At 57.7% G+C, this 9,003-nt stretch carries 8 protein-coding genes; 2 read left to right on the plus strand and 6 right to left on the minus strand.

What is annotated here, in order from left to right:
- Nucleotides 1-64 precede the first annotated feature (64 nt).
- From DW925_RS09730 to tilS, 5 genes are all read right to left on the minus strand, one after another.
- Nucleotides 65-886 (minus strand): phosphatase, encoded by an 822-nt coding sequence (locus DW925_RS09730; RefSeq protein WP_117790907.1) that lies wholly within the window; start codon nt 884-886, stop codon nt 65-67.
- 159 nt (nt 887-1,045) lie between these two features.
- Nucleotides 1,046-2,236 carry a pyridoxal phosphate-dependent aminotransferase gene (locus DW925_RS09735; RefSeq protein WP_117790908.1) on the minus strand — a complete coding sequence of 397 codons (1,191 nt, stop codon included), beginning with the start codon at nt 2,234-2,236 and terminating at the stop codon, nt 1,046-1,048.
- A 189-nt stretch (nt 2,237-2,425) separates the two neighbouring features.
- Nucleotides 2,426-4,495 (minus strand): ATP-dependent zinc metalloprotease FtsH, encoded by a 2,070-nt coding sequence (ftsH, locus tag DW925_RS09740; protein ID WP_233540273.1) that lies wholly within the window; start codon nt 4,493-4,495, stop codon nt 2,426-2,428.
- Nucleotides 4,496-4,556: 61 nt separating this feature from the next.
- Entirely contained in the window at nt 4,557-5,105 is a 549-nt protein-coding gene (gene hpt / locus DW925_RS09745; RefSeq protein ID WP_055251779.1) for a hypoxanthine phosphoribosyltransferase, read from the minus strand.
- 147 nt (nt 5,106-5,252) lie between these two features.
- On the minus strand, nt 5,253-6,794 hold the full coding sequence (gene tilS, locus DW925_RS09750; protein ID WP_199411036.1) for a tRNA lysidine(34) synthetase TilS: 1,542 nt from the start codon (nt 6,792-6,794) through the stop codon (nt 5,253-5,255).
- 48 nt (nt 6,795-6,842) lie between these two features.
- On the opposite strand from tilS, the gene DW925_RS09755 reads away from it, so the two are divergent.
- Nucleotides 6,843-7,652 carry an MBL fold metallo-hydrolase gene (locus DW925_RS09755; RefSeq protein ID WP_117736951.1) on the plus strand — a complete coding sequence of 270 codons (810 nt, stop codon included), beginning with the start codon at nt 6,843-6,845 and terminating at the stop codon, nt 7,650-7,652.
- Nucleotides 7,653-7,734: 82 nt separating this feature from the next.
- Here DW925_RS09755 and DW925_RS09760 read toward each other — a convergent pair whose 3' ends face one another.
- The gene (locus DW925_RS09760) at nt 7,735-8,166 is read right to left on the minus strand and encodes an Hsp20/alpha crystallin family protein (protein WP_055251783.1); all 432 of its coding nucleotides are present in this window, start codon (nt 8,164-8,166) and stop codon (nt 7,735-7,737) included.
- Nucleotides 8,167-8,441: 275 nt separating this feature from the next.
- On the opposite strand from DW925_RS09760, the gene DW925_RS10085 reads away from it, so the two are divergent.
- A complete protein-coding gene (locus DW925_RS10085) occupies nt 8,442-8,909 on the plus strand; it encodes a hypothetical protein (RefSeq protein WP_117801082.1) in 468 nt (155 codons plus the stop codon).
- Nucleotides 8,910-9,003 lie beyond the last annotated feature (94 nt).

The raw sequence follows: 9,003 nt of genomic DNA on the forward strand, positions 1-9,003 counted from the left end.
GAGAGCATTTCCCAGTTGACAAAACTATAGGAACACCCCCCCTTCGCTTGGTTTATGAACTCCGCTACATCCCCTTGCGCAGGTCACACACGCCGGCTGCCGCCATCTCGCGCAGCAGCGTCTCGCGGTCGCGCGTCACGATCAAATCCAGCGGGAAGTGAATCTCGTCAAGCATCTTGCGCGCGTGATCGAGTTTGCCAATGGCCATGCCAATGTGGGCATCGGTCGACACGCCAATACCCACGCCCAGCTCGGCGCAGCGCTCGGCGATCTTGCGGCATACGGCCCAATGCTCAGTGTCGACACCGTGTTCAAGACTATGGTTGTTGATCTCGATAATCTTGTGCTTGGCCTTGGCCGCCAGCAGCACCTCATCGATATCGAACGGCACGCCCGAGCGCCCCGCGTGGCCCAGCATGAATACCTTGGGGTGTTCCAAGGCATTGATATACATCTCGGTTGTCTGGGCGAGCGTCGCGCCTTCGGCAATCTGCGGATTATGCACGCTTGCCACCAAATAATCCAAATTGCGCGTCACCAAATCGAACAGCGAATGCTCACGACTATACGAATCGCCGGCGATATCGAGCGTGACAGGAGTATCCTCGCCAAACAGGCTTCCGTCCAGCGAAACGATATCAGCCTCGGCACCACGCAGCACCAACACGCCGCTCCAAATGCGCGGCCAGATATCCTGGTTGATAAAGAACTGGTAACTGCGCAGGTCATTGGGGCAGGCTGTAACCATAGAGCTCAGATGGTCGGCAGATCCGAGCACCTGCAGACCACGCTCTGCCGCCCAATAGATGTTCTCCTCGATGGTTGAGTACGCATGCGCAGAGAACATCGTATGAGTATGAATATCACAAGAAAGAAGGTAGGGCATCGGGTCTCCTTGTCCAGTATGGCCGTCGCGTATATTCATTGTACGCATAGCTTTCGGCAGTCGTAAAACTGCTTCATCCCAATCACACAACGGCATAGACAACGGGGTCTGGCTTAAAACCAAACCCCGTTTCACGTTAAACATTGTAAGCAGAGCGCTTTACTTTCGACGATATTCGTCGGCCAGCTGCTTCCAGGCAGGCAGCGAGTTGACGATTGTCTCATAGCTCACGCAGTAGCCCAGGCGGAACCAGCCCGGCATGCCAAAGCTATCCGAAGGCACCGCGAGCAGCTCATACTTCTTCGCGCGCTCACAGAAGGCGTTCGCATCGGACTCCAGCGCTTTCACCCACAGGTAGAACGCGCCATCCGGCTCAACATAGGTGTAGCCGTACTCCGCCAGCGCATCGGTAAGCGCGGTGCGGTTGCGCGCATAGGCCTCAACGTCACTCGGCTCATCGATGCAATCGATGATCACGCGCTGGAAGAGCGCCGGTGCACACACGAAGCCCAGCGTACGGGCGGCACCGGCAACGGCGGGCATTAGACGAGCTGCCTGAGGATTCGTATTGGGAACCAGGATCCACCCGACGCGCTCGCCCGGTAGCGAAAGCGACTTGGAATACGAGTAGCACACGATGGTGTGCTCGTAGATCGAAGGCACCCAAGGCACCTCGGCACCGTACACGATCTCGCGGTACGGCTCATCCGAGATGAGCATAATCGGATTCTCGGGATCGCGCTTGGCGTTGACCTCGCGCAGAACATTGGCCAGTCGCGTCAGCGTGTCGCGTGTATACACAGCGCCGGTCGGGTTATTGGGCGAGTCGATAATGACGGCAGCCGTCTTATCGGTAATCGCCTTGAGCACGTTGTCCACGCTCAGCTGGAACGTATCTTCATCGGCGAGCGCCTCGACACACGTACAGCCGGCCTTCTCAATCCACACACGATACTCCGGAAAGTATGGGGCGATAACAATAACCTCGTCGCCCGGGTTCGTAACGGCGTTGAGCGTGCAGGTGAGCGAAGCCGCGGCACCCACCGTCATAAAGACGTCTTTGCCCTCATAGTTCGTTCCAAAGCGGCGGTTGAGCGATTCGGCGACGGCTGCTCGACATTGCGGCAGACCCGGAGCGGGGGTGTAGCCGTGCAGCTGGTCACTCGGCAGCTCCAAGGCCTTCTTAATGGACTCAGCCACAGTAGCGGGCGCCGGAACACTCGGGTTGCCCAGCGAGAAGTCGAATACGTTCTCTGCACCGATCTGTGCCTTGCGCTCAAGGCCATAGCCAAAGATCTCACGGATGATGGAGCTTTCCGCACCGCGAGCATACATAGTTTCGTTGATCATCTGTTCCCCTTTCGCATAGGCGCTATTGTACGCTTTAGCTGAGCAAAGTGCCGCAGCAATGTTGATTGGGGACAGACTTAAATGCGTGAAAACGCTCATTTAAGTCTGTCCCCAATCAACAGACGGCCCCATATCGCTCAAAAGAAAAAGCCTCCGCAGGTTTCCCCGCGGAGACTTTCGCCACAAAGGCTATTTGTCGGCGTCGGCATCGACGACGGCATGGTCATCATCAGCATCATCGGATGCGGCTTCGGCATCTTCCTGCATAGCCGCCTGCGCAAATGCCGCGGCGTCCGCCGCAAGCTCCTCCTCGCTCATACGAGGCGCACGCTTCTTGGTCGGCATGCCGGCCGCCTTGGCATTGCGCTCCTCCTTGGCCGCCAGGATATCACCCTCGCGCTCAAGGTAGGCGTCCCACTCGTTGTCGAGCAGGGCGTTCACGGCATCGCCCTCGACGGTCTCGCGCTCGAGCAGCACCTTCGCCATCAGATCGAGCTGACCGCGACGGGCATCCAGAATCTCGACTGCACGGCGATGGGCCTCGCGCATGATGCGCTGAACCTCGATATCGATGCGGCGTGCCGTCTCCTCGGAATAATCCTGGTGATCGGCGTAATCGCGACCAAGGAACACCTGATGCTGCGCCTCGCCAAACACTTGCGTACCCAGCTCCTCGCTCATGCCCAGACGCGTAACCATCTCGCGCGCCATCTTGGTCGCACGCTCCAGGTCGTTGCTCGCGCCCGACGTGATGTCATCGCACATGAGCTCCTCGGCAACGCGACCGCCCAAGAACACGGCGAGCTCGTCGAGCATCTCGTTCTTGGTCTTGAGGAAGTGGTCCTCCTGCGGAAGCTGCAGCGTGTAGCCCAGAGCCTGACCGCGGCTGACGATCGAGATCTTGTGGACCGGATCGGAGTGCTCCAGGATGTGGCCCACCAGGGCGTGACCGCTCTCGTGGTAGGCAATCGTGGTGCGCTCGGCCTCGGTCATCACGCGACCCTTGCGCTGCGGTCCGGCAATCACGCGCTCCATCGATTCCTCAACCTCGTCCATCGAGATCACAGAACGATGACGGCGGGCAGCCAACAGTGCAGACTCATTGAGCAAGTTCGCCAGATCGGCGCCGGTGAAGCCAACGGTCATCTGGGCGAGCTTCTCAAACTTCACGTCCTCGTCCATCGGCTTGTTCTCGGCATGCACGCGCAAGATCTGCTCGCGGCCCTTCACATCCGGACGGTCGACCGTAACCTGACGGTCAAAACGGCCGGGACGCAGCAGCGCCGGATCCAGAATGTCGGGGCGGTTGGTGGCGGCGATCAGGATGACCGACTCGCTCTCCTCAAAACCGTCCATCTCGACCAGCAGCTGGTTGAGCGTCTGCTCGCGCTCATCGTGACCGCCGCCCAAGCCGGCTCCGCGCTGACGTCCTACGACATCGATCTCATCGATGAAGATGATCGACGGGGCCTGGGACTTGGCCTCCTTAAAGAGGTCACGCACACGGCTGGCGCCGACGCCCACGAACATCTCGACAAAGTCAGAACCCGAGATGCTAAAGAACGGCACGCCCGCCTCGCCGGCAACGGCCTTGGCCAGCAGCGTTTTACCGGTACCCGGAGGACCCACCAGCAACACGCCACGCGGGATCTTGGCGCCCAGCTTGCGATAGCGATCCGGATCGCTCAAAAAGTCACGGATCTCCTCGAGCTCCTCGACGGCCTCGTCCACACCGGCAACATCCTCAAACTTGACCTTGGGGCGCGTGGCCTCGTTGGTCTTGGCGTTAGTCTTGCCAAACTGCATGTTCCTGTTGTTGGCGCCCATCATCTGGCGCATAAAGTAGAACATGATGGCGATCAGGGCGATCGTCGGAAGCGCGCTCATCGCCAGGTCGCCCCAAAAATCGGGGTCATTGGTGTTGACGATGTACTTGGTATCGGGGTGCTCCGCCATAAGCTCGGCAAGCGAATCGGAGCCGACATAGGTCGAGGAGAAGCTCTTGAGCTCGCTCGTATCGCCCTTGTCCTTTTTTGTCTTCCAGTAATGACCCGCCACGCTTCCGTCTTGAACCGTATAGGTCAAATCTTCGACACGGTCCTGCTTAATGGCGTTGACCATCTCGCTCGTCGCGAGCTTAACGGTATTGCTGGAGTTGGCAAAGCCGGAGCCCATGTTAAAGAAGGCGTAGCCCAGAAGCGCGCAAGCCAAAATAAAATACAGCCAGCCCGTACGCGTGGGCTTCTTGCCTCCGGGCATCCCCGGGATCTTAGGCTCCCGGGGAGTCTGAGAATTGTTATCGTTACGGTCGTCGGGCATCTTACGAATAAACCTCCGGTTTCAAAATGCCCAGATACGGAAGGTTACGATAGCGCTCGGCATAGTCGAGGCCGTAGCCCACCACAAAGGCATCGGGGCAATGGGTTCCAACATACTTGGGCGTGACGGCCGAGGTACGGTCCTCAACGTCCTTCCACAGGAAGGCGGCAACCTCCAGCGAGGCGGGCTTGCGGCTCTCGAGGTTCTTCATCAGATACTTGAGCGTCAGGCCCGAGTCCAGAATGTCCTCGACGATCAGCACGTCGCGACCGCGGATGTCGATATCCAGGTCCTTAATGATACGCACGATGCCCGAGGACTTCACACCGTCGCCATAGCTCGAAACAGCCATGAAATCGATGTTGGTCGGCAGCTCGATCTTGCGCATCAGGTCGCCCATAAAGACCACGGCGCCGCGCAGGACCGCAATCAGCACCAGATCCTTACCCGCGTAGTCGCGAGTAATCTGCTCGCCTAGGCGAGAGACGATACCGTCGATATCCTCCTGCGTAAACAGAACCTTCTCGATATCCGGATGTTGAGAAGCCATGACAACCCTTTCTTGTGCTTATCGCCCACGCACCGCCGCATGGACGCGAACTACACATTCTAGCAGCGCACGGGGTATATTTACCAGCACGTGCGCCATCAGCGCGGGAATACCGTCAACGTCGCACAGAATAGCTGGCGCGAAGCGCTATTCCGCATCGACCACGCGAAGCAGATAGGCCACGCGCGTCGCCGCCGTGCACTTAAAACGCTCGTCCGCGCGAACGCCCGCGACCCATACTACGGCACCTCCCGGAGCCGTTCTTACCACGGGTACGCCAGAGCGGTCTGAAACAGGAATGCGCGCCTCGTTTAACAGGTCTGACACTTTCTTGCTTCGGCCGTTCATCCCCAACGGGCACATCACGTCTCCCGGCACAGGGCTATCCACCCACAGGCGCGCCGATCGTGCCTCGGTGGGGATCTCCCCGCGCGAGCCGGCTAACATCCGCTCGCCATCGCGGTCGGCAAACCCCAGGGCCGCCGCATCCACCAAGGCCGCAACCTTTCCGGCAGCAGCAAGCTCGCGGGCACGGTGCACGATATCGCACCCCGGCTCCACAGCCATCGGCTCCGCTGTCAGCATATGCCCCGCCCCCAGCGGCAGACAACCGGGAACGGAGATCCAATCGGCCACTAAACCCTCGCGCGCCGCCGGGGCCTTGAACGCCAGCATGCCAAACTCCACACGGGCATCAATTCCCGCAGGAAGCGTAACCGAGCCCGAGCCCGCAGCGACGCAGGCGAGCACGCGCTCCACGTGCCGCATCTCCGGTCGCGCGTCGGGATCGATGCGCTTAATCGCCAACCGCACGATACGCCGTGCAATCACAACCTCAGCGGCGGCAAGACGGCGCGCATCGAGCACCAGTGCGCCCGCCGCTTCCTTGCGCAGGCAGCTTCGAAACGCCTGTGCCGAAAGCTGGGAAAGAAAGGCGTCTTCGTCGCCCAGAATTTCGCAAGCGGCGCCAATCGTCTTACAGACGCTCGCGTTGCGCCGTGCCACCACCGGCATCACCCGATGGCGTACATAGTTGCGCAGGTACGAAACGTCCTCGTTGCTTTCATCTTCCCGCCATGGCTGACCGTGCACCTGCAGATAGCTCACGAGCTCATCGTGCGTGAGGTCGAGCAAGGGGCGAACCACAATGTTCCGACGGCGCGGAATGCTCGATAGACCCGCGGGACCCGACCCTTTAATGGCATTCATCAAAAATGTTTCCGCGCGGTCCGACGAAGTATGCGCGGTACAGATACGAGCCGCCGTCCGCGGTGCGCCCGATTCAGCACAAAGTTCGCGAACATATCTCCGTGCCGCGGCATAGCGCACCTCGCGAGCCGCAGCCTCGATATTGCCCGATTCGTCATCAAAATAGGCATGCTCAACACACAGCGGCAAGCCGTATTGCGCGCACAGGTCACGTACAAAGGCCTCGTCGCCATCGGATGCCTCCCCGCGCAGATGATGGTTTACATGCAGCACGTGCAATCGCTCGCGCGCAATGGGAGCGACGCCGCGCCCGTCCTGGATATCCAGCTTTGATGTGCAAGCCATAAGGAGCAGCGCCGTCGAGTCCGCACCGCCTGATACCATGAGCACTACGGGGGCAGCGGCCCGCCGCGTTGCCAGGGCGCTCTTATCCGTCCTCGGCGCGGCATGATGTCCATAGTGCTGAGATACCGTTGGCATTCGCTTCCTCCTCTATTCGTCCGCACTCATTGTATCCTTTGGAATCTTATGTCTCGCCTGCACCTTCATATCCTCGGCAGCGGCTCAAAAGGCAACTGCGCACTCGTCGAGGGGCCTCAGGGGCTCATCATGATCGACAACGGCCTGTCCCGCCGCGAGACACTTAAACGCATGGCGGAGCTTGGCCTCTCGGCAGACGACGTCGCCTCTCTTGTAATCACCCATGAGCATGGTGACCATATCAAGGGGCTCGATGTATGGTGCAAGCACTGGCATGGTCCCCTCTTTGCCAGCAGGGACACCCTTTCATGCAAAGAAAACCTCGCGCACCTGCCCGTAGAGGAATTTGACCCCGGCGACACGCTCCCCATTGCCGGCATCCACGTGCAAACCTACTCAACATCGCACGATGTCATCAATCCTGTCGGCTATCGATTTAATGCTCTCGATGATTCCATTGGGTTTGCCACCGACACCGGAGAGTTATCGAGCAAGGCCATAGGCATCCTCAAAGACTGTCGAGTTCTCGCGCTCGAAAGTAACCACGATGTAACTATGTTGCGCGAAGGAGCGTACCCCCGCTTTCTTCAGGAGCGCATCCTGTCCACAAAGGGGCACCTCTCCAACAACCAGGCCGCCGAAGCCGCGCGCGAACTTGTTACCGATCGCACCGAACAGCTCATCGCCATGCATATCAGCCAGGACAATAATCGTCCAAGCCTTACCGTCAAAAGCTATGCCAACGCGCTTGATGCAAGTCTCGATGATGAACTCGGCAGTTCTGCCACCCGTCTTCAAGGGCCACGGAAGCTCTCGATACGCCCTGCAAGCCAGTATCAACCGACAACCATTCAATAGCCCCTCAAGACAACAAGGGGGGGGCTGGGAATCACTTCCCAGCCCCCCTTAACTCATACTCTCGGTTGAAGCAGAGCCATCGTTAGTCGATGGAGATCTTCGTAACGTTCTTCTTCTCGACAATCTTGGGAACCGTAACGGTCAGGATGCCGTCAGCATACTTAGCCGAAAGGCCCTCGCTCGAAGCGTCCTTCAGATACACGCCGCGCGTCGCGCTGTACGAGCTAAACTCCTTCTGCAGGAAGTTCTTGCCCTCGTTCTCCTCGTCCTCCACAACGTTCACGCTAATCGACAGGCGACCCTCGTTAAGCTCAACGTCGATATCATCCTTAGCGACGCCGGTCAGATAGGCCTTGACCTCATAACCATCGCCCTTGTCCTCGACATCAACGGGGAACGCCTTGGAAGCAATCGAGTTGTTTGCAAGATCGGTCATATCATCAAACAAATCGAACAGCGAGCTAGCAGAAGGACGAACGCCAAAAACCGAACGATAAGGAACCATGCTTGCCATGTTTACCACTCCTTTTAAGGACTGCCGAGTCATCTTCTAGGTGACTGGGACTTCTTTTGACGCTGTTATATATGCCCAGCCGCTTCTTATATATACATCGACTATAAAGTTTTTTGAGTCTATTGATATAAGCATATCTAAGTCTGATTGACTAAGGTTTTGTCTAATAAACGGAATTTGCACGAAGGCTTAAATAATGTATGCAATCCCATCAAAACTAGACGGCTGGCTTACAATGGGCGCATACACGATATTGATGACGAGCTAAGGGCATCATGGACGATCAAAAACAGGACAACACGTTTATGCCGGAGCAGGACGAAGCATCCAGCCCGCAACCGATTCGATTCCATCGCCCCCACATCTCGCAAGAGCCCATCAATGGCCCAGAGCCCAAATATGTGACAAGAAACCGATATCAAACGCTCGAAGAAGCCCAAACGGGACGTAAACATATGGGCGTTGCCTCGGGAGACCCTGTATATCTGAAAGACGCACCATTATCTAAAAACAGTGCAGTTAGTGATGAGCCGATGAAAGCATCCGCCGCTCATCAACAAAGAGGGCCTCGACCCAAGCAAACCTTGACGCATTCGGCTCGCTATCTCGAGACTCCAAAACAGGGAAAATCAATCTTCGTTTCGTCAAGTAAACGACGCAAGCAGCATCAGCTGACAATCCTGCTTATGATCATTGCGGCCATAGCAGTTGCCCTTGTTATACGATTTATTTTCTTTAAATAAAGGCTCAATACCGAAAACAACAAGATCGTCTGGTGTAATTGAGTCATTCACGCCCCGTAAACTCAAAAAAGGGGGGGGGCGCGAGGCCTCCCCC

It is taken from the genome of Collinsella sp. AM43-1, assembly GCF_003467925.1.
In the GTDB taxonomy this organism is placed as follows: domain Bacteria; phylum Actinomycetota; class Coriobacteriia; order Coriobacteriales; family Coriobacteriaceae; genus Collinsella.